This is a genomic window from Meridianimarinicoccus aquatilis (genome assembly GCF_004358675.1).
In the GTDB taxonomy this organism is placed as follows: Bacteria; Pseudomonadota; Alphaproteobacteria; order Rhodobacterales; family Rhodobacteraceae; genus Meridianimarinicoccus; species Meridianimarinicoccus aquatilis.
In genome coordinates this window covers 1-23,808 of record NZ_SMZO01000052.1, presented here as the reverse complement: position 1 = coordinate 23,808, position 23,808 = coordinate 1, and the positions used below count along the sequence as shown (strand labels likewise).

The 23,808-nt window shown below is 53.6% G+C and carries 23 protein-coding genes; 22 read left to right on the top strand and 1 reads right to left on the bottom strand.

Annotated elements, in window-relative coordinates; genetic code table 11:
• The 3 genes from E2L05_RS16670 to E2L05_RS16660 all read left to right on the top strand — a co-directional run.
• Window positions 1–575, top strand: a 575-nt coding sequence (locus E2L05_RS16670; protein WP_133343998.1) for a DUF1403 family protein, incomplete at its 5' end; no start/stop codon positions are given.
• Between the two features lie 47 nt (window positions 576–622).
• Entirely contained in the window at window positions 623–1,144 is a 522-nt protein-coding gene (scpB, locus tag E2L05_RS16665) for an SMC-Scp complex subunit ScpB (protein ID WP_243722028.1), read from the top strand.
• Window positions 1,145–1,190: 46 nt separating this feature from the next.
• Window positions 1,191–1,892, top strand: coding sequence for an IS6 family transposase (locus E2L05_RS16660; RefSeq protein WP_133343997.1), 702 nt, complete (start codon window positions 1,191–1,193; stop codon window positions 1,890–1,892).
• Between the two features lie 339 nt (window positions 1,893–2,231).
• Here E2L05_RS16660 and E2L05_RS16655 read toward each other — a convergent pair whose 3' ends face one another.
• Window positions 2,232–2,999, bottom strand: coding sequence for a DeoR/GlpR family DNA-binding transcription regulator (locus E2L05_RS16655; protein ID WP_133343996.1), 768 nt, complete (start codon window positions 2,997–2,999; stop codon window positions 2,232–2,234).
• Between the two features lie 262 nt (window positions 3,000–3,261).
• On the opposite strand from E2L05_RS16655, the gene glpD reads away from it, so the two are divergent.
• From glpD to E2L05_RS16555, 19 genes are all read left to right on the top strand, one after another.
• The gene (glpD, locus tag E2L05_RS16650) at window positions 3,262–4,848 is read left to right on the top strand and encodes a glycerol-3-phosphate dehydrogenase (RefSeq protein WP_133343995.1); all 1,587 of its coding nucleotides are present in this window, start codon (window positions 3,262–3,264) and stop codon (window positions 4,846–4,848) included.
• Window positions 4,849–4,858: 10 nt separating this feature from the next.
• A complete protein-coding gene (locus E2L05_RS16645; RefSeq protein ID WP_133344000.1) occupies window positions 4,859–5,947 on the top strand; it encodes an ABC transporter ATP-binding protein in 1,089 nt (362 codons plus the stop codon).
• A gap of 11 nt (window positions 5,948–5,958) precedes the next feature.
• A complete protein-coding gene (locus E2L05_RS16640; RefSeq protein WP_133343994.1) occupies window positions 5,959–7,038 on the top strand; it encodes an ABC transporter ATP-binding protein in 1,080 nt (359 codons plus the stop codon).
• Window positions 7,035–7,907, top strand: coding sequence for a carbohydrate ABC transporter permease (locus tag E2L05_RS16635; protein WP_133343993.1), 873 nt, complete (start codon window positions 7,035–7,037; stop codon window positions 7,905–7,907). Before E2L05_RS16640 ends, E2L05_RS16635 begins: the two co-directional genes overlap by 4 nt.
• A complete protein-coding gene (locus E2L05_RS16630) occupies window positions 7,907–8,773 on the top strand; it encodes a carbohydrate ABC transporter permease (protein WP_133343992.1) in 867 nt (288 codons plus the stop codon). The genes E2L05_RS16635 and E2L05_RS16630 overlap by 1 nt, the downstream gene beginning before the upstream one ends.
• Window positions 8,774–8,793: 20 nt before the next feature.
• On the top strand, window positions 8,794–9,066 hold the full coding sequence (locus E2L05_RS16625; RefSeq protein WP_133343991.1) for a DUF2160 domain-containing protein: 273 nt from the start codon (window positions 8,794–8,796) through the stop codon (window positions 9,064–9,066).
• 84 nt (window positions 9,067–9,150) lie between these two features.
• The gene (locus E2L05_RS16620) at window positions 9,151–10,875 is read left to right on the top strand and encodes an ABC transporter substrate-binding protein (protein WP_133343990.1); all 1,725 of its coding nucleotides are present in this window, start codon (window positions 9,151–9,153) and stop codon (window positions 10,873–10,875) included.
• Window positions 10,876–11,022: 147 nt separating this feature from the next.
• Window positions 11,023–12,510 (top strand): glycerol kinase GlpK, encoded by a 1,488-nt coding sequence (gene glpK / locus E2L05_RS16615; protein WP_133343989.1) that lies wholly within the window; start codon window positions 11,023–11,025, stop codon window positions 12,508–12,510.
• Window positions 12,511–12,514: 4 nt separating this feature from the next.
• A complete protein-coding gene (locus tag E2L05_RS16610) occupies window positions 12,515–13,408 on the top strand; it encodes an iron-containing alcohol dehydrogenase (protein ID WP_133343988.1) in 894 nt (297 codons plus the stop codon).
• A 279-nt stretch (window positions 13,409–13,687) separates the two neighbouring features.
• On the top strand, window positions 13,688–15,106 hold the full coding sequence (gene pyk / locus E2L05_RS16600; RefSeq protein WP_133343987.1) for a pyruvate kinase: 1,419 nt from the start codon (window positions 13,688–13,690) through the stop codon (window positions 15,104–15,106).
• A gap of 43 nt (window positions 15,107–15,149) precedes the next feature.
• Window positions 15,150–16,151 (top strand): type I glyceraldehyde-3-phosphate dehydrogenase, encoded by a 1,002-nt coding sequence (gene gap / locus E2L05_RS16595; RefSeq protein ID WP_243722027.1) that lies wholly within the window; start codon window positions 15,150–15,152, stop codon window positions 16,149–16,151.
• A 10-nt stretch (window positions 16,152–16,161) separates the two neighbouring features.
• Window positions 16,162–17,436: a phosphopyruvate hydratase gene (gene eno / locus E2L05_RS16590; protein ID WP_133343985.1), complete on the top strand. Its 1,275-nt coding sequence runs from the start codon at window positions 16,162–16,164 to the stop codon at window positions 17,434–17,436.
• A complete protein-coding gene (tpiA, locus tag E2L05_RS16585) occupies window positions 17,433–18,185 on the top strand; it encodes a triose-phosphate isomerase (protein ID WP_133343984.1) in 753 nt (250 codons plus the stop codon). Before eno ends, tpiA begins: the two co-directional genes overlap by 4 nt.
• A 13-nt stretch (window positions 18,186–18,198) precedes the next feature.
• The gene (locus E2L05_RS16580; protein ID WP_133343983.1) at window positions 18,199–19,056 is read left to right on the top strand and encodes a carbohydrate ABC transporter permease; all 858 of its coding nucleotides are present in this window, start codon (window positions 18,199–18,201) and stop codon (window positions 19,054–19,056) included.
• 13 nt (window positions 19,057–19,069) lie between these two features.
• Window positions 19,070–19,885 carry a carbohydrate ABC transporter permease gene (locus tag E2L05_RS16575; protein ID WP_133343982.1) on the top strand — a complete coding sequence of 272 codons (816 nt, stop codon included), beginning with the start codon at window positions 19,070–19,072 and terminating at the stop codon, window positions 19,883–19,885.
• Window positions 19,886–19,936: 51 nt separating this feature from the next.
• Window positions 19,937–20,944 carry a class 1 fructose-bisphosphatase gene (locus tag E2L05_RS16570; protein ID WP_133343981.1) on the top strand — a complete coding sequence of 336 codons (1,008 nt, stop codon included), beginning with the start codon at window positions 19,937–19,939 and terminating at the stop codon, window positions 20,942–20,944.
• Between the two features lie 27 nt (window positions 20,945–20,971).
• Entirely contained in the window at window positions 20,972–22,036 is a 1,065-nt protein-coding gene (gene fba, locus E2L05_RS16565) for a class II fructose-bisphosphate aldolase (RefSeq protein ID WP_133343980.1), read from the top strand.
• A 222-nt stretch (window positions 22,037–22,258) separates the two neighbouring features.
• On the top strand, window positions 22,259–22,954 hold the full coding sequence (locus E2L05_RS16560; protein WP_243722026.1) for a hypothetical protein: 696 nt from the start codon (window positions 22,259–22,261) through the stop codon (window positions 22,952–22,954).
• Window positions 22,955–23,283: 329 nt separating this feature from the next.
• The coding region (locus E2L05_RS16555) for a transposase (protein WP_208016242.1) at window positions 23,284–23,808 on the top strand (525 nt) is incomplete at its 3' end.

The following is a 23,808-nucleotide window of genomic DNA, read 5'->3' as shown; positions in this document are numbered from 1 at the left end:
TGGCGTGGCGTCACGCCACGGAAAGGCCGGTGACCGTGCAAGCTCTGGTCCGGGCGCTGCCTGAACTTCAGGGTGATCAGATCGCGCGTTGGCTCGATGCCGGGCAGGGGGCACCGGTCAGTCGCGCGGTAATGGTGCTGGAGGCGGTACTGAACGATGCCCCCCGTGCCGAGGTGCCCGCGCTCGTCCTTGCTGACGCGACCCTCGCTCAGGCGCTTGGTTGGGATCATATCGTGCCGCTTCTGGCCGCAGGCCTGAAACGGCACGATATGCGCAAGCGAGGCGGAGACCTACGCTCAGCTTGTCATCGTGCGCTCGTCTCATCGGCGGTCGAGGCCGTGCGTCTCTCAACTGACCTCGCGCGGCGGGCAGCGCATCTCAAAGCGGTCGCGCCGAAGCTGCGCGCCAAAGGCGCAGAGGCCGCCGTCGCGATGTTCCTGACCCAAGATGCCGTCGCGCCTGCGGCCCTGCCACTACCGGACCGATCCGCACGGCGGCTCTGTGACCGGTTGGTCGATCTCGGCGCGGTGCGCGAGCTGACCGGCCGCGACACGTTCCGGCTCTACGGGGTGTGAGCATGAGCATGTCCAGCGAAAGTGGGAACCGGTTTCGCGGTTCGGACATGCGACCACCAAAAAAGGCCAGGGATCACGCCGAAACTGACTTCGATCGGGAACTGAACGATCTGCCAGCCGAATTGCGCTGGCGTGAATGGATGCGGCGGATTGAAGCCGTTCTCTTCGCCAGTGCATCGCCGGTGCCGCGCGAGGACCTCGCGCGCGTGGTGGGGCAGGGGGCTTCGGTCGATCTGTTGGTCGAAGACCTGGTCGCCGATCTCGAAGGACGATCCTTCGAAGTGGCGCAGGTGGCCGGCGGCTGGATGTTGCGCACGCGGCCCACCTACGCCCCGGCGATCAGGGCCGCTGCGGATGTGGGCGAACAGCTTCTGGACCTGGACGAATACGATGTCGCGGTGCTCGCTGCCATCGCCTACCACCAGCCGGTCACACGGGACGGGCTGAAGGACATCTTCGGCAAGGAGATCAGCCGCGATCTGATCGGGCGACTGCATGCGCGCGGGTTGATCGGAACCGGCCCACGGTCGCCGCGGCGTGGAGCACCCTATACGGTGTTGTCACGTTAACAGGCCTAAGGTTGCGGGCTGATTGATCTGGGCGTAGGCGGTGTCGATGCAGACCTTGAAAATCAGCTACAAGCGCCACCGCTTTCCGCCCCAGATCATTGCCCATGTTGTCTGGCTCTACGTCCGGTTCAACTTGAGTTTGCGAGAGGTGGAGGAGCTGATGCTGGAAAGGGGCGTTGATGTTTCGTATGAAACGATCCGGCGCTGGACCGTCAAGTTCGGCCCTCTGATCGCCCACGTTCTGCGGCGGCGGCAGCCTCGCCCCGGCGATGTCTGGCATCTGGATGAGGTCGTCGTGAAGATCGCGGGCAGATCGTATTGGCTCTGGCGCGCGGTCGACCAACAGGGCGTCGTTCTTGAGGAAATTCAGCAGCCTAGGCGGGACAAGCGCGCCGCAAAGCGGCTTTTGATCAAGCTTATGAAACGTTGGGGCTTCGTTCCCAAACGGATCATCACGGACAAACTGCGCTCCTACGGCGCCGCCAAGCGCGAGGTCGCGCCGGGCCTTGACCATTGGTCCCACAAGGGGCTCAACAACCGCGCCGAGAACAGCCATCTCCCCTTCAGGAAACGAGAGCGGGTCATGCAAGGTTTCCGATCACCGGGGGCATTACAACGCTTCGTGTCCATGCAGTCCGCAACCCGAAATTCCTTCTCCGTCCCAGCCCGCCGCCGCTCTGCCCTCACCATCCGCTACCATCGGCTTGAAGCATTCGACGCGTGGAAATCCGCAGCAAATGCCCCTTGACCAACGATCGGCATGCCAACTTGCAAGCTCGGCGAGTAAACGTGACAACACCCGCGAAAAGCATAGGCGCGATGGCAGTGGAATCTCATAATTAAGGGCAAAAAATATCCCCGAACGCGTCGTGTCTCAGATTTAAGGGCAACGCGACAGCCAGTCTTAAGGCTTCTTCAATGGAACCGGTTTAGCGTATAAAATAGTCGAAAAGGGTAAACGTTCCGCACTTTAGTTCTTGAAACCAGTGTAGGTCCGCGTTCACTAAGATACTTATCACCTCGGCATACGTTGTATAAGCAACGGCCAGCTAGAACGATGATATCCCAACATTCTTTCGTTCTTCCTCTACCTCTTTGCGCACAGTTCAATTCGGGTTTTTGTTGCAGCGCAGAATTGCTGAAAGGGAAGTGTTGGTGAACGGTCTGTGAAAAAGACATCAATGTCAGCGAGAGAGGAAATCTTAGCCGGGGCTTTGCGTTCGAATTTGGAAGAGTCGGCGACCAGGAATACTTGGTTGCTTTGACGAATGATCCTTTTGCTAATGCCGACTTCTTGGATGTCAAAGTCTAGAATATCGCCGTCCTCGTGCAGAGCCGAACACCCGATCACCGCATAGTCAAACCTGAGCTGTTTGATCGTTTGGGCCGCGAAATCGCCAATAAGTCCACCATCAGCGCGCCGCAAGTTCCCGCCCGTCACCACCACCTCAGCTCCGACATTGCCTGACAAGATGAGGGCAATGTTGATGTTATTCGTTACTACCAAAAGGCCTTCGTGATTTAGCAATTCTGCGGCGACAGCTTCGGTGGTGGTGCCGATATTGAGAAATATCGAACAATCGTTTGGTATTTCGGCGGCACATCTTCTTGCGATATCAACTTTTGCCGATTGCTTAATTTCGCGGCGCTCACTGTAGCCGATATTCATTGTTGTCGACGGTAAGATGGCGCCGCCATGGACGCGTGCGAGTTCACCGGACTCAGCCAGTTCGGTCAAATCCCTTCGGATTGTTTGTGGAGCCACACCAAAATGTTCGACAAGCCCATCAACAGTTACTTTACCTTCGCGGCGAGCGATCGCAATGATCTCTGGTTTTCGTAGTGTTTGAGCCATGCCTCTCCCAGCAGTTCGTCTCTCCTACCTCGGACATAGCGCAATCTCGTTGGGTTTCGCAAACATTCGTGTTCGTTTTGGTTCGATTCTCTTTGGAATTGCGCAACTAAGGAATTTGCGGCCGAAAAGCATAATATTAAATCGTTTATTTACAATAAGTTAATACGTAACGAGCGAAAACGCACATTTTTCCCTTCCAATTGTGCTCGTTTTTGGTCATCTTGAACACAAGTAGCTGGGAGAGCTGCTAGGGAGGACTACGATGGAACCGGAATTTGACCTGCTGGTTGTTGGCGGGGGTATAAATGGGTGCGGTATAGCACGTGACGCGAGTGGCCGTGGGCTTAAAGTCTGTCTCGCTGAGATGAACGACATTGGTTCTGCGACATCAGCGTCTTCCACAAAGCTATTTCATGGCGGTCTTCGGTACCTAGAATATTTTGAATTTCGCTTGGTGCGCGAGGCCCTAATCGAGCGCGAGACGTTGCTAAAAGCGATGCCGCATATTTCTTGGCCAATGCGTTTTGTACTTCCGTATCATAGCAGCATGCGTTTTGATTTGACGACGCCGACGTCCAAGTTGCTCAACATCGTAATGCCATGGATGAAAGGCCGCCGTCCAGCATGGCTCATTCGGTTTGGTCTATTTCTCTATGATAACCTTGGCGGGCGTAAGATATTGCCAGCAACGCGCAGCATTGATTTGCGCGAGGGGATAGAAGGGGCACCGCTCAACAATAAATTCGAAAAAGCATTCGAATACTCAGATTGCTGGGTCGAAGATTCCCGCCTTGTCGTTTTGAATGCGAGAGATGCGCAGAAGAGGGGTGCAACTATTCGCGTCCGGACCAAGGTGACGAGTGCAGTCGTAAAAGACGGCTTCTGGGACGTGAGTCTTGAAGACACTTTGACAGGAAAAACATCGCAGGTTTCCGCGCGGATGATCGTGAATGCCGCGGGTCCTTGGGTTGGTGACGTTTTGCGCGGCACACTAAAAAGCAATCAACAGGGTGGCGTTCGGCTTGTCCGTGGCAGTCACATCGTGACCAAGCGGCTTTTTGATCATGACAAATGCTACTTTTTCCAAGGTGTAGACGGGCGGATTACTTTCGCAATCCCGTATGAGACGGATTTTACTTTGATAGGGACTACGGATGCTGACCATCCGGACGCGTCAGTGAAGCCCGAATGTACCCCTGAAGAGCAGACATACTTGCTCAACTTTGTTAACCAATACCTTGCTCAGCCCGTCGCTGACGACGATGTTGTCTGGTCCTATTCAGGTGTCCGGCCTTTATACGATGATGGGGCGAGTAGCGCATCTGCCGCGACGCGGGACTATGTTTTGAAGATGGACACAAGCCGCGGCGCGCCGGCATTGAATATTTTTGGTGGGAAGATCACGACTTATCGCCGACTCGCCGAAAGTGCGATGGATGAAATCAAAGCAGCATTCAGTGATCTACCCCCCAAATGGACTGCGGGCGTATCGTTGCCAGGTGGCGATTTTCCCGTCGACGGTGTGCAAGATTTGATTGGCGGATTGCTAGCGGAATTCCCGTTCTTGAGTGACCGGTGGGCCGCTCGGTTGGTCCGAGCCTACGGGACCGAGGCCGTAGACGTTTTGGGCGATGCGAAAACCAAGGACGAACTTGGGACAGATTTCGGGGCCGACTTGACTGAAAACGAAGTCGTGTGGCTGATGGATAAAGAATATGCGCGGCAGGCAGAAGATGTTGTTTGGCGTCGCTCAAAGATTGGATTGCGTCTGACAGAAAGTCAGATTGCTACCTTGGATATTTGGATGAAAGACCGCCTGCAAAAGACTTTCTTTGAAGCGGCGAAATAGGGAGGATAAAATGACACTTGAACTAAGAGGTGTTTCAAAAGTCGTAGAGGGAGAGGTGCATATCAGCCCGACCAATCTGCTGCTTGAAAAAGGGACAATGAACGTCCTCCTGGGACCTACTTTGTCGGGGAAAACATCGTTGATGCGCCTCATGGCGGGTCTCGATGTCCCGAATGAGGGTCGGGTCTACTGGGAAGGCAAAGACGTGACAGGTATGCGTGTGCAGGATCGCAAGGTCGCGATGGTGTACCAACAGTTCATCAACTTCCCGTCCATGACAGTTTATAACAACATCGCCTCACCATTGCGCTTGATGGGCAAGACATCTGCTGAAATCGATGTTGCGGTCCGCAAGTCAGCTGACCTTATGCAACTGACGCCTATGCTGCAGCGAAAGCCGCTAGAACTGTCCGGTGGTCAGCAGCAGCGCTGCGCTCTCGCGCGTGCGCTTGTAAAGGACGCCGGATTGGTTTTGCTGGATGAGCCGCTTGCCAACTTGGACTATAAGTTGCGCGAAGAATTGCGTGTCGAAATTCCCAAGATCTTCGAAGAAGCAGGTTCGATCTTTGTTTATGCAACGACTGAGCCAGAAGAAGCGCTTCTGCTTGGAGGAAATACCGCCGCGATGTGGGAAGGCCAGGTGACACAATTTGACCTGACGCCCACTGTTTACCGCCAGCCCATTGATGCAACGACCGCGCGTGTCTTTAGTGATCCCCCGATGAACTTTCTCAAGGTCAGCAAGAGCGGGACGAAGATCATGTTCGGTGATGGGCAGAATACTGAAGCGACAGGTCCACTCGCCAACGTTCCCGACGGCCGCTATCTTGCAGGCTTCCGTCCAAACCATCTTGAAATTCTGTCCCATACGGATACCGCAATGCCGTTTGACACACAGCTGGTCGTTACCGAACTGACGGGATCAGAGACATTTGTTCACCTTGATCACCACGGCGAAAAATGGGTCGGACTCGTACACGGCGTCCACCAACTAGAGCTCGGTGCGCCGCTTCGTGTCTATCTAGATCCAAGGCACGTCTACATCTTCAGTGAAAACGGCGACCTTGTCGCCCCTGCGTCTTACGCGCTGGCGGCATAAGGAAAAGCATCATGGCAAAAATTACACTCGACAATCTAGCGCATTCCTATCTGCCTAACCCGAAAGGCGAAGACGACTTTGCCCTAAAAGAGCTGAATCATGATTGGGCAGACGGCGAAGCTTATGCCCTCTTGGGCTCTTCTGGCTGCGGTAAATCTACGTTGCTCAACATCATTTCTGGTCTTCTGCATCCGAGCCAAGGCCGAATCTTGTTTGATGGTGTGGATGTGACGCAGGCCAGTACAGCGGACCGTAATATCGCGCAGGTTTTTCAGTTCCCGGTCGTTTACGATACGATGACGGTGCGAGATAATCTTGCGTTTCCGTTGAAAAACCGTGGCGCGAGCCCGCATTACATAGCCGACCGTGTCCAGCAGATCGCCAAAATGATTGGAATGGAAGCCGAGTTAGGCAATCGGGCCCGCGGTCTAACAGCGGATGCCAAACAGAAGATTTCGCTCGGACGCGGGATGGTGAGGGAAGACGTCAACGCACTGTTGTTTGATGAGCCTTTGACCGTAATCGACCCCCATATGAAATGGGAATTGCGCACGCAGTTGAAATCTCTTCACCACGAATTCGGTCACACGATGATTTACGTGACCCATGATCAAACTGAGGCCCTAACATTCGCGGACAAAGTGGTCGTGATGTATGATGGCCGCGTCGTTCAAATCGGAACGCCGGAAGAATTGTTCGATAAGCCACAGCACACATTTGTTGGCTACTTCATCGGATCGCCGGGGATGAACGTCATTCCCGCGTCAGTGGCGGGTTCGGATGCTGTTGTGCATGGCGCCGCTGTAAAGCTGGGCCAGTCATTCGGCCCGCTGGACGGAAAAGTCGAAATCGGCGTGCGTCCCGAGTTTGTGACACTCACAGACGGTGAGGGGGTTCCCGTCAAGGTACGTCGCGTCGAAGACGTAGGTCGCCACAAGATCATTCGGGCTGATCTGTTTGGAAATGAAATCAACATCGTTGCGGGGGAGGGGCAGTCGATTTCCCCTGACATGAACCGCGTCACCTTCGATCCAAAGCGGGTCAATGTGTACGTCAACGATTGGCTCAAAGAAGGGGAGGCCGCGCAATGAATAAGACAGTCAATCAAAAGGCATGGTTCCTGATCCTGCCGGTTCTCGTGCTAGTCGCATTTTCCGCCGTGATACCAATTATGACGGTTGTGAACTATTCGGTTCAGGACACGTTCGGCAACAATCAGTTTTTTTGGGCCGGGCTGGAATGGTTCGAAACCATGCTGCATTCGGAACGGATGTGGGACGCTTTGGGGCGTCAGCTGATGTTCTCTGCGATCATATTGTTGATCCAAGTGCCGCTTGGCGTTTTCGTGGCTCTTAACATGCCAAAAAGTGGTTTTTGGTCCAGTTTTTGCCTCGTAATGATGTCGCTTCCGCTGTTGATCCCATGGAACGTTGTTGGAACGATCTGGCAGATTTTTGGCCGCGTCGATATTGGCCTGCTTGGCTACACTTTAGATGCGATGGGCATCGAATATAACTATACTCAAAGCCCGCTTGCCGCATGGATCACCATTATTGTGATGGATGTATGGCACTGGACGTCGCTTGTCGCGCTACTGGCCTTCGCTGGGCTTAAGTCGATCCCGGACGCTTATTATCAGGCGGCAAAGATTGATCAGGCTAGCCGTTGGGCAATCTTCCGCTACATCGAGCTGCCAAAGATGATGGGTGTTTTGATGATCGCGATCCTTCTGCGGTTCATGGACAGCTTCATGATCTACACCGAGCCGTTCGTTGTCACAGGCGGTGGCCCCGGTAACTCGACAACTTTGCTGTCGATTGATCTCGTGAAGATGGCGTTAGGACAATTCGATCTCGGTCCAGCGGCGGCATTCTCGCTGATGTACTACCTCGTAATCTTGCTCATCTCGTGGGTGTTCTACACCGTGATGACCAACATGGATAAGAAGGAGGGCAAGTGATGAGCGACGCAACCGCATCCGCCCCGACAGCCTCGCTGAGCGTGAGCAAACCAAAACGACGTTTTCCGATCAAAGGGTCCGTCATTGTTATGACGCTCTATTTGGTATTCCTGTTGTTGCCGATTTATTGGCTGCTCAACATGAGCCTCAAGACGAACACTGAGATCTTGAGCGAATTCACGTTGTTCCCGAACAACCTTACGTTTGCGAACTACATTACGATCTTGACGGACCCGACTTGGTATACCGGCTACATCAACTCGATGATCTACGTGGTTCTCAATACGACGATCAGTCTAACGGTTGCGCTGCCTGCGGCGTACGCCTTCAGCCGCTACCGGTTCATGGGTGACAATCAGCTGTTCTTTTGGCTGCTGACCAACCGCATGGCGCCACCTGCTGTGTTCGCCTTGCCGTTCTTCCAGTTGTATTCGTCGGTTGGCCTGTTTGACACGCACATAGCCGTTGCGTTGGCCCATTGTCTTTTCAACGTGCCACTGGCCGTGTGGATCCTTGAAGGTTTCATGCGAGGCGTTCCTAAAGAAATTGACGAGACGGCTTACATCGATGGCTATTCTTTTGGGCGCTTCTTTGTGAAGATCTTCATGCCACTGATTTCATCGGGCATCGGCGTTGCAGCATTCTTCTGCTTCATGTTTTCATGGGTCGAGTTGCTGTTGAGCCGGACACTCACATCCGTAGATGCCAAGCCAATCGCAGCGATCATGACCAGAACACAAGGTGCCGCTGGCGTCGATTGGGGGGTCCTTGCTGCAGCCGGTATTCTGACCGTGCTTCCGGGCGCATTGGTGATCTACTTTGTTCGCAACTACATCGCCAAGGGTTTTGCCCTGGGCCGAGTTTAAAGAAAAAGGAGGACTGACCTATGGAATGGATGGCATGGACTTGGCCGACCGCCGCGTTCTTCATGATTATCGCAACGACACTGATGGTTTTCACTGTCTTGGCAATCAAATTTCCAGAAACACCCCGCAAGGGCGTTCTGGGGATAGAGACGACGAGAGGAGATCGTCTCTTCATTACACTACTCGGATCTGCGTTCATTAACTTGGCGTGGCTGGGAGTGATTGGTGCGAACCAACCGTTCGCATTGATAGTCTGTCTCGTTTACGCGCTTGCGGTTTTCCGCTGGGTCTAACGAGAGAGGGCGGCAGCCCGTTGGTGTAACAGACCTTCAGGCTGCCTTAACAGAAACTACGAATTTCCAATAAGGGAGGAAATGATGACTATTTCTTTGAAATCAAGTACCGCTGTTGCGTTACTTATGACGACGATGGCCTCACCGGTCTTCGCCGACATGGATGCGGCAATCGCATTTCTTGACGAAACGATCGAGCGTTCTGCGCTTTCTCGTGCTGAGCAAGAAGCCGAAATGCAGTGGTTTGTTGATGCCGCTGCCCCATACCAAGGTATGGAAATCAAGGTGGTTTCAGAAACCATTGCGACGCATACTTACGAAGCGACTGTTCTTGCACCTGCGTTTGAGGCCATCACTGGCATCAGCGTTACGCACGATCTGATCGGCGAAGGCGACGTTGTTGAAAAGCTGCAAACGCAAATGCAGACCGGCGAAAACATCTATGACGCCTACATCAACGACTCCGACCTGATCGGTACGCATTGGCGGTACCAGCAGTCTCGCAACTTGACCGACTGGATGGCCGGTGAAGGCGCTGCCGTCACAAATCCCGGTTTGAACCTCGAAGACTTTATCGGTCTCGATTTTACAACGGGTCCTGATGGTAAGCTTTACCAGCTTCCAGACCAGCAGTTTGCGAACCTCTATTGGTTCCGCCACGATTGGTTCACAGACGAAAAGAACATGATGGATTTCGAAGCTGAGTATGGCTACGAACTTGGTGTTCCGATCAACTGGTCTGCGTATGAAGACATTGCTGCGTTCTTCACCAACCGTGATCTGAGCCATATGGGCGTTGACGGCGACGTTTTCGGTCACATGGACTACGGTAAGAAAGACCCGTCCTTGGGCTGGCGCTTTACTGACGCGTGGATGTCCATGGCTGGCATGGGAGACATCGGTGAGCCAAACGGTTTGCCTGTCGACGAATGGGGTATTCGTGTTAACGAAAACTCTCAACCAGTCGGCTCCTGTGTGGCACGCGGCGGAGCGACAAACTCGCCTGCTGCAGTCTATGCCATCGAGTCTTACGTGGACTGGCTGACGAACTACGCGCCACCTGCAGCTGCAGGTATGACGTTTGGTGAGGCTGGTCCGGTTCCCGCACAAGGCAACGTTGCTCAGCAAATGTTCTGGTACACAGCATTCACAGCCAACATGGTTGGAGAAGGTGCCGAAGCGGTTCTGAACGACGATGGTTCCCCGCGCTGGCGCATGGCTCCTAGCCCGCATGGTGCGTACTGGGAAGATGGCATGAAAGTTGGCTATCAGGACGCTGGTTCCTGGACGCTGATGGAATCCACACCTGTGGATCGTGCTCAGGCGGCTTGGCTCTACGCCCAGTTCGTTACATCGATGACTGTTGACGTTGAGAAGGCACACGCTGGTCTGACCTTCATCCGCGAGTCCACGATCAACCACGACAGCTTCACCGAGCGTGCGCCACAATTGGGCGGCCTCGTTGAATTCTACCGCTCACCGGCCCGCACACAGTGGTCCCCGACCGGTACGAACGTTCCAGACTATCCACGTTTGGCACAGCTGTGGTGGCAGAACATTGGCGACGCGTCTTCCGGTGCAAAGACAGCACAAGAAGCACTCGACAGCCTTTGTGCTGAGCAAGAAGCCGTTCTTGAGCGCCTCGAGCGTGCCGGAGTTCAGGGTGACCTGGGTCCAGTTATGAACGAGCCACAGGAAGCAGACTATTGGTTGAGCCAGCCTGGTTCGCCAAAGGCGCAGTTGGCAACAACGGACGAAGCACCGGAGACGATCGCTTACGAAGATCTGATCCAGTCCTGGCAGCAGTAAGCACTGTTGTCCTCCCAGATGCGGGGCGCTTCTGCGTCCCGCATCGAACTTTCGATCTCTCCCTAAGATACTCTTCCTGAGTGAACTGAGGGGCGGTTTAGCCGCCGCCCTTCTTTTTTGCGACCAAATTTTCCATGAGATGAAGCAATGAAATATGTACTCGCAATAGACCAAGGCACGACGTCCACACGGGCCATTTTGTTTGATGAAGCCCTCGCACCCGTCGCCTCAGCTCAGGAGGAATTTCCACAGGTTTTTCCTAAGTCGGGTTGGGTTGAACACGATCCAGCGGATCTCTGGGCGACCACTGCTGGCACATGTCGCGAAGTTGTTGAGCGCGCAGGCATTCGTGGTACGGACATTGTCTCGATCGGCATAACCAATCAGCGCGAAACGACCATTGTTTGGCATCGCGGGACGGGGAAGCCGATTTACAATGCGATCGTATGGCAGGACCGCCGGACAGCTGATTACTGTAAATCGTTAAGGGATGATGGTCATGCAGATATGTTCGCTGACCGAACAGGATTGTTGGTTGACCCATACTTTTCATCGACAAAACTGAAATGGATATTGGACAATATAGATGGCGCGCGAGATATGGCGCGCCGCGGGGAACTCTTGTTTGGAACCGTCGATACTTACCTTATTTGGAAGTTAACCGGCGGAAAAGTCCATGCGACGGATGCCACGAACGCTGCCCGTACAATGCTCTATGATATCCGCAAAGGGTGCTGGAGCCGAACAATTTGCGATCTGTTTGATATTCCCGTGCAAATGCTCCCTGAAGTTAAAGACAGTGCCGACGATTTTGGAATGTGTCGCGAAGATCTTTTTGGTCAATCGATACCCATTTGTGGGGTCGCTGGGGACCAACAGGCAGCGACCATCGGGCAGGCCTGTTTTAGCCCCGGTATGATGAAATCAACATACGGAACCGGGTGTTTTGCGCTCTTGAATACTGGGGATACACCTGTCCGTTCAAACAATCGCTTGCTGACAACGATTGCCTATCAATTAGACGGTAAGCCTACCTACGCTTTGGAAGGGTCGATTTTTATCGCAGGGGCCGTTGTTCAATGGTTGCGCGACGGTCTAAAGATTATCCGCGAAGCCTCCGAAACACAGCCGCTTGCAGAGCAGGCCGATGACACACAATCGGTCATTCTTGTGCCCGCTTTCACTGGTCTCGGCGCACCATATTGGAATCCTGAATGTCGCGGGGCTGTGTTCGGTCTTACACGTAATTCTGGGCCGAACGAGCTTGCTAAAGCCGCTCTTGAAAGTGTCGGATATCAAACTCGCGATCTCTTAGATGCTATGCGTGCGGACTGGAGGGGCGATGACAGCTCTGGCGTATTACGCGTCGATGGCGGCATGAGCGCGTCCAACTGGGCGATGCAATTTCTTGCCGACATCACGGGTGCACCGGTAGATCGACCAGAAGTTCTCGAGACAACTGCTTTAGGTGTTGCTTGGTTGGCCGGAATGAAGATCGGCGCGATGCCTGCGCAAGATGAGTTTGCAAAGCAATGGGCCTTGCAGCGCCAGTTTAAGCCAACAATGGCAGAAGATGCGCGGTCGCAAAAATATGCGGACTGGCGACGAGCCGTTGATTGCACATTAGGATATTAGTCGCATGCAACGCTCAGGAACATTTACACTGTCATGCCCGACGAGGGTTCTTTTTGGGAATGGTATGGCCAAAGAGCTGATACCGTCGTTGCCTAAGAACTGCAAATCGGTGGTTGTCGTAACTGGTGCCAGTGGTGTGGCAGCGGTCCCAGTCCTTCGGGAGCTGCATCAAAGTGGTATGTCCATTACGCAGATAAAATGCGCCACTGAACCATCAATACCGTCGATTTCAGCGGCGCTTCAGAAACTATCGGGTGTTCAACCGAATGCCATTGTCGCGTGTGGCGGCGGATCGGCGATTGATACGGGTAAGCTGCTTACTTTCTTGTTGTCAAATAAGCTTGATATTACTGACGACTTTGAGCGTTACGATCCGGACCTACTCTCAACGGCGTGTACAATTCCATTCCTTGCCATTCCAACGACGGCTGGAACAGGCGCCGAAGTCACAGCGAACGCTGTCGTCTCTGTTCCGGCGAAGGAGGCAAAAGTCAGTCTACGCGGTAGGGCACTAAATCCCTCAATCGCTATCGTAGACCCTGTGTTGATGCGTAGCGGTCCGGCCCAGGTTGTTCTGCGGTCAGGTCTGGACGCTATCACCCAAGTAATTGAAGCGTATACGTCTATTGCAGCGACGCCATTTTCAGATGGGCTCAGCCAACCTTCCATTGAAAAGGGCCTCAACGGTCTTAGAGGCGTTATGGGGGACAATGACAATCAGGCGTGGGTCGATCTTGCTTGGGTTAGTCTGTCGAGTGGGATGGCATTGGCGAATGCCGGACTGGGCGCAGCTCATGGTTTAGGCTGCTGTTATAGGTGGGCGTTACGAAGCCCCACATGGTGCGTTGTGCGGTCGGCTTCTGGTGCCTGTGATGCGTCGCAACCTTGCGTGTTCTGAGCCGGGGACCGTTTCCTTCGATCGTCACACTGAATGCATGGCGATCGTCGCGCGCGTTTTTCCACCTCAAGATGGTTTGGACCAACTCTCGGGATTTGAGTCTTGGATGAGGTATAAGAACTTGCCTCGTTTGTCTGATTGGGGCGTGCGCGCCACGAGTTTGGACGAGTTAGCAATCTCCGCCACTCAAGCGTCGTCTAGCAAGAAAAATGCTACGCCTTTAACAGCTGATGAATTCCGCCGCATCCTCGAAGACGCACTTTGACCATTGGAGACTTCATGACCCGCCCGCATCGCTCTATCAAAATAGTTGCAACTCTCGGCCCTGCGTCGTCTACCGCCAATCAGATTCTTGATTTGGCCAGAACGGGCGTCGATGTATTTCGCCTCAACATGAGCCATGGTGATCACGAAGCTGTGGCGCGGATGCACGGCTTTATCCGAAGTGCCGAAGCGACCTTGGCACGCCCCATTGGGATTCTGGCGGACCTGCAAGGACCAAAAATCCGCTGTGGTGTTTTTGCGAACGGATCTGAGACCTTAGTAGTTGGGGATGCATTTCGGTTCGATCTATTGAAGGAGCCGGGCGATAAAACCCGCGTGGGTCTTCCGCACAGCGACGTGCTGTCCGCGCTGGAAAAAGGGTCAAGCGTTCTTGTGAATGACGGTAAAATACGACTTGTCGTGGTTGATGCGTCCGATACACACGTTGATTGTACTGTGGCTGTCGGAGGGGAGATCTCGAACCGTAAGGGCGTAAACCTTCCCGACGTGATTTTACCATTGAGCGCGCTGAGTGACAAAGACCGAGAAGATCTGGAATTTGTTTGTGAGCTTGGTGTGGATTGGTTGGCACTGTCGTTTGTCCAAAGATCAGAAGATGTGACGGAAGCGCGTGCCCTGGTGAAGGACCGTGCAGCATTGCTATCGAAGATTGAAAAGCCTGCTGCGGTTGAGAATTTTGAGAGCATCTTAGCGGTTTCAGATGGGATCATGGTGGCGCGCGGCGATTTGGGTGTTGAGCTTCCGGTGCAAGAAGTACCGCGTGTCCAAAAATCGCTAGTTGCAAAAGCACGCGCTGCTGGGAAACCGGTAATTGTAGCGACCCAGATGTTAGAAAGCATGATCGAAGCGCCTGTGCCAACGCGCGCCGAGGTTTCTGATGTTGCGACCGCAATTTATGATGGTGCAGACGCGGTGATGTTGTCCGCAGAAACGGCTGCCGGTGAATTTCCAATCGAAGCTGTAACGGTTATGACGGCTGTCGCGAAAGAAACGGAAAGTGATCCACGCTATCGCGACTTGATGTCAATTCGCATCGAAGACGTCGCTCACATTGAAACATCACATGCAATTGCGGCGGCAGCGCGTGAAATCGCGGATCGCGCCAATATTGCTGCGATTTGCTGCTTTACCCAATCCGGGGCAACGGCACTTTTGGTGGCCCGTGAAAAACCGCTCACACCTATCATCGCCATGACGCCTCATGCTGAAACGGCGCGCCGGCTTTGTCTGGTGTGGGGGCTACGCAGTGTCGTTGTGGGGCAGGCGGATCGATTCAAGGATGCAACTACTCACGCGTCCGAGCAAAGCTTGGCGCTTGGTTTCGCGCAACCAGATGACGAGGTCGTCGTGACTGCTGGCGTCCCGATCGAGGATGCCGGATCTACCAATATTCTGCGCGTGGCGCGTGTCTGACGCCGCCCCGTCACATAACGTTCTTACAAAACAGGAGAAGACTGTGACCAAAGTTGCCATCAACGGGTTTGGGCGAATTGGCCGTAACATTCTGCGGGCGATCATCGAGTCTGGCCGAACAGATATCGAAGTCGTCGCGATCAACGATCTAGGGCCAGTTGAAACAAACGCTCATTTATTGCGGTTTGACTCGGTGCATGGGCGCTTTCCAGCGCGGGTGACGACCACAGCCACCACGATTGACGTCGGAAGAGGTCCGATCGAGGTAACAGCTATTCGCAATCCTGCTGATTTGCCGTGGTCCGACGTTGATGTTGTGTTGGAATGCACGGGCATTTTCACCTCCAAACAAGCGTGCCAAGCGCACCTTGAGAATGGCTCAAAACGTGTGTTGATTTCTGCACCTGGAAAAGACGCAGACAAAACCATTGTATTTGGTGTGAACGATAAGACGCTGACATCGGATGATATCGTTGTATCAAACGCATCCTGCACGACCAATTGCCTGTCCCCTGTGGCTAAAGTGTTGGATGACACCGTTGGTATTGTGAAAGGTTTCATGACAACCGTGCACAGTTATACGGGCGATCAACCGACGCTTGATACCATGCACTCGGACCTGTACCGCGCCCGCGCCGCCTCATTGTCGATGATCCCAACCTCAACCGGCGCCGCCAAAGCTGTCGGGCTGGTGCTGCCTCAATTGAACGGGAAACTAGACGGGGTAGCAATTCGCGTGCCGACGCCAAATGTGTCTGTTGTTGATCTTACTTTTGAAGCCGCGCGATCGACGACCGTTGAGGACATCAACGCCGCCATCCACAAGGCCGCAGGAAATGGGCCTTTGCAGGGCGTATTAGGGGTGACCGACGCGCCCTTGGTATCTGTTGATTTCAACCATGACCCACACTCGTCAATATTTGCGACCGATCAGACCAAGGTATTGGATGGCACAATGGTGCGTGTCTTGTCTTGGTATGACAACGAATGGGGCTTTTCGAACCGAATGGCAGACACCGCGGTTGCTATCGGCAAATTGATCTGAGGATGAGAAAATGAGCGTTATTACAAGCATTCACGCCCGCGAAATTCTTGACAGCCGTGGCAACCCCACGGTCGAGGTTGACGTCACCTTGGAAGACGGCACATTGGGCCGCGCTGCGGTTCCGTCTGGGGCCTCCACCGGTGTCCACGAGGCTGTGGAAAAACGCGATGGCGACAAAACGCGCTACAATGGCAAGGGCGTTCTGGCCGCGGTTGAGGCTGTGAATGGCGAAATCGCAGACACGATCGTCGGCTTTGACGCCACCGAACAGGTCGCCATCGACATGGCGATGATCGAACTCGATGGCACGGACAACAAAGGCCGACTTGGCGCAAACGCGATCTTGGGTGTGTCCTTGGCCGTGGCGAAGGCTGCGGCTGAATACACCGCGCAGCCTCTGTTCCGCTACATCGGCGGCACCGCAGCGCGCGTGCTGCCCGTGCCTATGATGAATATTATCAATGGCGGCGAGCACGCTGATAACCCGATTGATATCCAAGAATTCATGATCATGCCCGTGTCCGCGACCAACATCCGCGAGGCCGTGCGCATGGGGTCCGAAGTGTTCCACACCCTCAAGGGCGAACTGACGGCCGCGGGTCTGTCCACGGGCATCGGAGATGAAGGCGGCTTTGCGCCCAACATCAACGGCACCCGCGAAGCCCTTGATTTCATTTTGGCTTCTATCAAGAAGGCTGGCTACAAACCGGGCGAAGACATCTACCTTGCGCTCGATTGTGCGGCGACAGAATACTACAAAGACGGCAAGTACGAAATGAAGGGCGAAGGCAAATCCCTCACATCTGAAGAAAACGTCGACTACCTCGCAGCGCTGTGTGATGACTACCCGATCATTTCAATCGAAGACGGCATGTCAGAGGATGACTGGGACGGCTGGAACGCCCTGACCGCGCGCCTTGGCGACAAAATCCAGCTGGTCGGTGACGATTTGTTTGTGACCAACCCAGCCCGCCTTGCCATGGGGATTAAACAGAAATCTGCGAACTCCATGCTGGTGAAGGTCAACCAGATCGGCACGCTGACCGAAACGCTGACGGCCGTTGATATGGCCCACCGCGCGCGGTTCACCAATGTCATGTCGCACCGCTCGGGTGAAACTGAGGACGCGACGATTGCAGACCTTGCTATCGCGACAAACTGCGGTCAGATCAAAACAGGCTCGCTCGCGCGCTCTGACAGACTGGCGAAGTACAACCAGTTGATCCGCATCGAAGAAATGCTGGAAGAAACCGCGATCTACGCGGGCCGGTCGATCTTGCGATGAGAAAGATAGTAGTTGCGAATTGGAAGATGAACGGCTCTCGGTCTCTAATAGAGGCCTACAAGTCGACGTGTGCTACTTTTGAAGCCGCTGCGGTTGAAGTTGTAGTGTGTCCGCCATTTCCATTGCTTGCGGATGCGCGACAAAGTCTTAATCAACAGCTTCGGGTAGGTGCACAAGATTGCTCAGCCCACACGGATGGTGCGCGAACTGGCGATGTGTCTGCTGCACTTTTGGCCGAAGTTGGCGCGCAATATTGTATCATTGGGCATTCGGAGCGCCGTGCAGGTCACACTGAAACATCTGAACTGATCAGCTTGAAACAGCGCCAGCTTATAGCCAAGGACATACGACCCATTTTGTGCGTTGGTGAGACCGATGTTGAGCGGCGAGAAGATCGCTGGAAAAAGGTTTTGAATGCGCAATTGGAAGCGGCCTTTCAGTCAGGAACTGGACCTTCGTTGGTTGCATACGAACCGGTTTGGGCGATAGGAACAGGGTTAATCCCGACGTCGGAGATTATCGTCGAGACCATCAGCTATATTAGAAAGCAACTGGGCGCAAAAACCGGTGCACAATCTTCATTGCGGGTGCTCTACGGAGGATCGGCTGACGAAACGTCGGCCGCTCGCCTTGTCAGTCTAGATGGTGTCTCAGGGCTCCTTGTTGGAGGGGCCTCACTTGATGCGAGGAGGTTTGGAGCGATGATTTCATCTGTTGCTGAGACGAATTGGGATGTCTTGAGGGACTGAAAGGGGAGGGGTGATGAGAACGCACAATAATGCTGCATGGTGGTTCGCTGTTCCCGCGTTCTCTTTGTTGTTGCTGGTTGGGTTGATCCCGATTGTGGCTGTCTTCAACTTCTCACTCTTCGACATCTTCACACTAGAAGATCGATACTGGGTTGGATTAGACTGGTACCGCGAACTCACGGTTTCGGTAGACCTATACAAGGCGCTTGGCCGAAGCGTGCTGTTTTCGACTTTGGTCGTCTTGATTCAATTTCCGTTAGGAATCGGGATTGCATTGATGATGCGAAGAGGCAGCATTCAAACGACTGCTATGCTCATGTTGCTAGCCATCCCGCTCGTGGTGCCATGGAATATGATTCCGATTGTTTGGACGACGTTAGTCAATCCTGATTTCGGTGTCTTAGGTCAGTTCTTCGGCTGGATCGGATGGGACTTCGATTACAAATTCAATGCGCTACATACTTGGATGCTCATTCTGACCGTCGATACGTGGCACTGGGTTGGTTTGGTCGCCATCCTTGCTTATTCTGGCCGCTCTAGCATCCCTAATGCGTATTTTCATGCGGCAGTCATTGACGGTGCGTCTCGACGGGCCGTGTTCTGGCATATCGAACTGCCAAAGATGCGGGCGGTTTTGTTGATGGCGCTGCTGTTGCGGGTCATGGACAGTTTGATGATTTACACGGAGGCGTTTGCAATCAACGCAGGTGGACCCAATGGAGCAACGACATTCCTCTCGCTCGATCTTGGGGAAGACATCAACGCGTTCAATTATGGCCCCGCTGCTGCGCGCTCAGTCATCTATTTCCTGTTTGTTTTGCTACTGGCTTGGAATTTTCGCCGTATGATGCAGCGCGCTGAAGCCGCGTAGAATGAGGAAAACGATGTTGCCCACACCATATCGAACAGGCTTTGCGACCTTGGTCAGGTATGCGGCATTTGCTGGGTTGGTTGCATTCATCCTGGTCCCTTTGGGTCAGGCTATTGTCGTGAGCTTCACATCGACCCTGCCGCGGGATGGGATCGAACTTGGCGATCTGTCTTTGGTCAATTACGCTAACATCTTTGCAGATGCTGATCTCGTGGCATCGTTGGGTAATTCGATCTTGTATGTGAGTGTCAACGTCGCGTTGACGCTGGCCGTATCTCTGCCAGCAGCTTATGGTCTGTCGCGGTTTACGTTCGTCGGCGACAAGCATTTGATGCTTCTATTGCTCGCCTTCCGCCTTACGCCACCCGTGGTCTTGTCCCTTCCAGTCTTCCTGCTGTTTGCACAGCTGAACATGCTCAACAATCCAATCGGGATTGCGCTGGTTCATTGCCTCTTCAACATCCCCATCGCAATTTGGATCTTGGAAAGCTTCGTCTCTGCTGTGCCCAAGGAATTTGACGAGACCGCCTTTCTAGACGGTCATTCGCTTCCCGGATTTTTCTTTGGATATCTGATACCAGCGATTGGCCCGGGTATTGGAGTGACTTGCTTCTTTTGCTTTGTATTTTCATGGGTTGAGGTGGTTTTTGCCCGCATTCTGACCTCGACCGGCGGGAAGCCAATCACAATGGCAATCGACAGCTTGTTTGGTTTCAATACCGACATAGGCCTTGTGATGGCCATGACAGTATTCTCACTCTTACCCGGTGTCCTATTGATCTTCTTTGTTCGAAATCACATCGCAAAAGGCTTCCAACTGCGTGCTTAGCAGCACGGCCTGTTCCACCATTCCCTGACCGCCTCCCGTAAGGAAAAAATAATGCCTGAACACCAAATGACTTTTCGACAATTCTTGTTGAATGACTATCGCCACAAAGGGATAGAAAAGGATCTTGTTTTTCTTCTGGAAGATATTGCCACAGCATGTCGAATTATCTCGAACCATGTGCGTAGCGGAGCATTTTCAAACAACCTTGGCGCAGCTAAAAGTACAAATATCCAAGGAGAAACCCAAAAGCAGCTCGATCTGATCGCCAACGATGAGTTCGTTCGGCATTGTTCCAATTGCAGCAGAGTTGCCGCATTGGTGTCTGAAGAAGTCGACGAAGTTTACTGGCTAAAGGACGATCCGAAGCCAGGTGACTATTTGGTTTATTTCGATCCGCTCGATGGCTCGTCAAATTTGGATGTGAACCTCTCTGTAGGTTCAATTTTTTCGATCGTTCAGATAAAAACCGAAATTGAGGCTGGCGATGCGGATGCGGTCCTTCGTCGAGGAATGGAGCAAATTTGCGCTGGATACGCAATTTATGGTCCTTCGACCGCTTTGATCGTGACCACCGGCAATGGTGTGAATGGCTTTACGCATCAGCAAGGTACGGGTGAGTTTCGTCTGACCTTTCCAGATATGACAATACCTGAAACTACATCTGAGTTTGCGATCAATGCTTCGCGCTACCGACTATGGGACGATTCTATGCGGAAGTATTTCGACGACTGCATTGCCGGTGAGGCAGGGCCTCGAGGGCGCAATTTCAATATGCGTTGGACGGCATCGATGGTTGCAGACGTTCACCGTATCCTCACCAGAGGTGGTCTGTTTCTTTACCCTGCTGACAAAGGCAACCGTTCTGAAGGTGGAAAGCTCCGCCTTATGTATGAAGCGAACCCCATGGCCTTCATCGTGGAGCAAGCGGGGGGCGCCGCAACGGATGGCAGAGATAGAATTGTTGAAGCAACTCCTACTTCACATCACCAAAGGATTTCTGTCGTCCTTGGATCCATAGAAGAAGTCAAACTTCTAGCGGACTACCACGCCAAACACTGAAAACACTTATTTATAGCGGAATATATCATGCCCCTAATTTCACTTCGACAGTTGCTAGATCATGCAGCTGAACACTCATATGGCCTTCCAGCCTTCAACGTAAACAACATGGAGCAAATGCTGGCAATTATGAAGGCGGCCGCCGCCACAGATAGTCCCGTGATTATGCAAGCAAGCCGCGGCGCTCGTCAATTCGCCAACGATATCGTGCTTGGTCACCTCATCAAGGCAGCGATAGAATTGTATCCTCACATACCCGTTTGCATGCACCAGGATCATGGCAATTCCGAGGGCACGTGTATGTCGGCGCTCATGAACGGGTTTTCGTCCGTGATGATGGACGGGTCGCTGTTGGAAGACGGCAAAACACCGGCTGACTTTGAATATAACGTGAATGTCACTCGGAACGTGAGCAAACTCGCTCACCTTGCTGGCGCGTCGATTGAAGGAGAGTTAGGTCATCTTGGATCGTTGGAAACAGGGAAGGGTGAAGTGGAAGACGGTCACGGTTTTGAAGGTGAAATGAGCAAGGACATGCTTGTTACCGATCCTGAAGAAGCAGTCGAATTCGTTGCGAGAACAAATGTCGATGCCTTGGCAATCGCGATCGGCACATCACATGGCGCCTACAAATTTACTCGCAAGCCGGATGGAGAGATCCTCGCAATGGACGCCCTAAAGGCAATACATGCGAAGCTCCCAAACACACACCTCGTTATGCACGGATCGTCTACGGTCCCCCAAGAACTTCAGGACATTGTAAACGCATACGGTGGGGAAATCTCTCCTACTTGGGGAGTTCCGCTGGACGAGATTGAGAATGGGATCAAACATGGCGTTCGAAAGATAAACATCGACACAGACCTCCGACTTGCCTTCACGGGTGCAATCAGGAAGGTCCTTTCCGAACAGCCATCTGAATTTGATCCGCGAAAGTACTTAGCGCCAAGCATCGACGCGATGTCGCATGTATGTCGTGATAGATTTGAACGATTTATGAGCGCGGGTAAGGCTTCCAAGATCAAGGCGATACCCCTAGCCGACATGGCGAAGCGTTACTCGACAGGAGATCTTATTGGTTTGGCTGAGTAGAAACGAACGACTTAGATCAAGAGATGTAGTGGAGACCTTCTAAAAGACATTGGTCTATACCAATTACCGTTTCGGCATCTCACACCTGAGGTGTCGGGACGGCACCTTGGGTTGATGTTATCTAATAATTTAACATAAACTTCATTATGCGTCTTTATGCTTCGTGTTGCGATAATATATTATCGTATGTATGCTGGACTCCGATCATGGAGGTTCCTCAGAATGCGCCATTTACTCAAAAAACTCCTCCCCTCGGTCGCAGTCGCTTTGACCGTGACAGGTTCTTCGCTACCGATACCCGCCCGCGCGCAGACATACCCGATCGATTGCGCGATCCTCCTGTGCCTGTCTGGCGGCTGGCCTGCTTCCGTCCCTTGCGCCCGAGCCCGCGCCGAATTTATCCGGCGGATTACACCTTGGCCGGTCGAACCACCGCTGCAAATCTGGCGCTGTCCCATGGGCGCCTCCTACGAGAACGATCGGTTACAAAACAACGCTGGCCGCATCTTTGAAGCCTTGTACCGAACCGACAGCCGTCGACCGCTTCAATCCTTGCCAGTAGATAATCTCGTTCCCACCGACCTCGCCCTGCGGCTCGTTCAGGACCGCGCGGACATCGATATCAGCGGGCCAGAGTTCAATTTCGTGCGGTCCATCCGCGTCTTCGATGTACGGTATGCACGACAGCACGAGTCCGGGCGCGATGGGGATTGTAACCGAAGCGCGACCGTGGTCCTCGGCACCTACGGGACCCAAGGCGATTTCTCATGGCAGCGATCTTCGATAACTGCCCTGCCCGAGGCCCATGTGGGACTTGAAGGTTGGGGCGAGCATTGCCCTGGCATTTATCACCGATCCGTCTTCGTCGATTGGCGTGATTATGAGGGCAACTACGGGTTCGAGCAGGTGAACTACTGACCTGCCGCCACGTAGATTTGTCTCGGAAGACGGATTCTTTGGCGTGTACGACCGCACCGCATACGCGTCGCGGTCCACATGCTGTTTGGCGTTTCGGCAAACACCGCGGGTTCGCTCTGTTCACTCGTCGTCGCTTCTTGCGATCCTCGTCAGCGCATCGAAGTCGATTTCTTGCTTCTGTTCGTCACTTATATCCGGCCGGGTTTCTGATACCGGCTGGGGCCCGTGGACGTGAGATATAGCTGAAAGTTGGTGATGGCCCCTGAGGGGCGGCATATCATGGCGTTGTTCACGCGCCGCAATTCTCTGCAGAGAAAAGGATATGCCACATGACGAAGACTATCATCACGACCTTGCCCGATCCACATGGATTTTCAGCTGACCCGTTGACTGACCTTCTGCGTTCAGGTGCGCGCAGCCTGATCCAGCAAGCAGTTGAAGCAGAGCTTTCGGTGTTGTTGGAGGCCTATTCCGGCGACCGGATCGAGGATGGTCGCGCTCGGCTTGTCCGCCACGGGCATTTGCCGGAACGCCAGGTGATGACTGGGATCGGTACTGTGCCGGTCAAGGTGCCGCGCGTGCGAGACCGGGGCGACACCGCTGAGAAAGTCCGGTTCACCTCGACAATCCTGCCGCCCTATTTGCGCAAAGCCAAATCCATCGAAGAACTGCTGCCCTGGCTTTATCTCAAAGGCATTTCCACTGGCGACTTTCACGAAGCACTTGCCGCACTTTTGGGCCCCAATGCAGCGGGGCTGTCATCAACGACAATTTCTCGGCTTAAAGCTGACTGGTGGGACGACTACGACCGCTGGCAACGCCGCGATCTCAGCACGCGCCGGTTCGTCTACATC

Coding starts and splice junctions, on each gene's coding strand:
- scpB (WP_243722028.1), top strand. CDS start 623: ATGCGACCACCAAAAAAGGCCAGGGATCACGCCGAAACTGACTTCGAT.
- E2L05_RS16660 (WP_133343997.1), top strand. CDS start 1,191: ATGCAGACCTTGAAAATCAGCTACAAGCGCCACCGCTTTCCGCCCCAG.
- E2L05_RS16655 (WP_133343996.1), bottom strand. CDS start 2,999: ATGGCTCAAACACTACGAAAACCAGAGATCATTGCGATCGCTCGCCGC.
- glpD (WP_133343995.1), top strand. CDS start 3,262: ATGGAACCGGAATTTGACCTGCTGGTTGTTGGCGGGGGTATAAATGGG.
- E2L05_RS16645 (WP_133344000.1), top strand. CDS start 4,859: ATGACACTTGAACTAAGAGGTGTTTCAAAAGTCGTAGAGGGAGAGGTG.
- E2L05_RS16640 (WP_133343994.1), top strand. CDS start 5,959: ATGGCAAAAATTACACTCGACAATCTAGCGCATTCCTATCTGCCTAAC.
- E2L05_RS16635 (WP_133343993.1), top strand. CDS start 7,035: ATGAATAAGACAGTCAATCAAAAGGCATGGTTCCTGATCCTGCCGGTT.
- E2L05_RS16630 (WP_133343992.1), top strand. CDS start 7,907: ATGAGCGACGCAACCGCATCCGCCCCGACAGCCTCGCTGAGCGTGAGC.
- E2L05_RS16625 (WP_133343991.1), top strand. CDS start 8,794: ATGGAATGGATGGCATGGACTTGGCCGACCGCCGCGTTCTTCATGATT.
- E2L05_RS16620 (WP_133343990.1), top strand. CDS start 9,151: ATGACTATTTCTTTGAAATCAAGTACCGCTGTTGCGTTACTTATGACG.
- glpK (WP_133343989.1), top strand. CDS start 11,023: ATGAAATATGTACTCGCAATAGACCAAGGCACGACGTCCACACGGGCC.
- E2L05_RS16610 (WP_133343988.1), top strand. CDS start 12,515: ATGCAACGCTCAGGAACATTTACACTGTCATGCCCGACGAGGGTTCTT.
- pyk (WP_133343987.1), top strand. CDS start 13,688: ATGACCCGCCCGCATCGCTCTATCAAAATAGTTGCAACTCTCGGCCCT.
- eno (WP_133343985.1), top strand. CDS start 16,162: ATGAGCGTTATTACAAGCATTCACGCCCGCGAAATTCTTGACAGCCGT.
- tpiA (WP_133343984.1), top strand. CDS start 17,433: ATGAGAAAGATAGTAGTTGCGAATTGGAAGATGAACGGCTCTCGGTCT.
- E2L05_RS16580 (WP_133343983.1), top strand. CDS start 18,199: ATGAGAACGCACAATAATGCTGCATGGTGGTTCGCTGTTCCCGCGTTC.
- E2L05_RS16575 (WP_133343982.1), top strand. CDS start 19,070: ATGTTGCCCACACCATATCGAACAGGCTTTGCGACCTTGGTCAGGTAT.
- E2L05_RS16570 (WP_133343981.1), top strand. CDS start 19,937: ATGCCTGAACACCAAATGACTTTTCGACAATTCTTGTTGAATGACTAT.
- fba (WP_133343980.1), top strand. CDS start 20,972: ATGCCCCTAATTTCACTTCGACAGTTGCTAGATCATGCAGCTGAACAC.
- E2L05_RS16560 (WP_243722026.1), top strand. CDS start 22,259: ATGCGCCATTTACTCAAAAAACTCCTCCCCTCGGTCGCAGTCGCTTTG.